The sequence below is a fragment of the Pseudoalteromonas sp. GW168-MNA-CIBAN-0100 genome, from assembly GCF_040309225.1.
Classification (GTDB): Bacteria; Pseudomonadota; Gammaproteobacteria; order Enterobacterales; family Alteromonadaceae; genus Pseudoalteromonas; species Pseudoalteromonas arctica.
Genome location: NZ_JBEOOL010000533.1, coordinates 1 through 275, shown reverse-complemented (window position 1 = coordinate 275; position 275 = coordinate 1). Strand labels below are relative to the sequence as shown.

Annotated in this window: 1 protein-coding gene; it reads right to left on the bottom strand. The window is 40.4% G+C overall.

What is annotated here, in order from left to right; genetic code table 11:
* On the bottom strand, window positions 1–275 hold a 275-nt coding region (locus AAEY62_RS22300; protein ID WP_350636589.1), incomplete at both ends, for a TIGR04211 family SH3 domain-containing protein.

Here is a 275-nt window from a genome sequence, read left to right as displayed (position 1 = left end):
GCTTATGTAAGCCAGCTGTTTGTGTGATGTATTTAGCTTCAACCCAACCTTCACGATCTTTATCATCCTTAACTTTTAAAAAACCGTTTTCTTCACTCGATAATAAGGTCAGTTGTGTGCCTGCATCAATAGAGCCGAGTAAACGATAGTTTTTGCTCGCACCAGAGCGCATAAACGTATAAAGATTGTCAATTATATAAGCTGTTTTTGCATTGGTGGGGGCTGCTGTTTGAGCTTCTTCTGCTTGGCTCGCAAATGTTGAGGCTGTTAAAAAC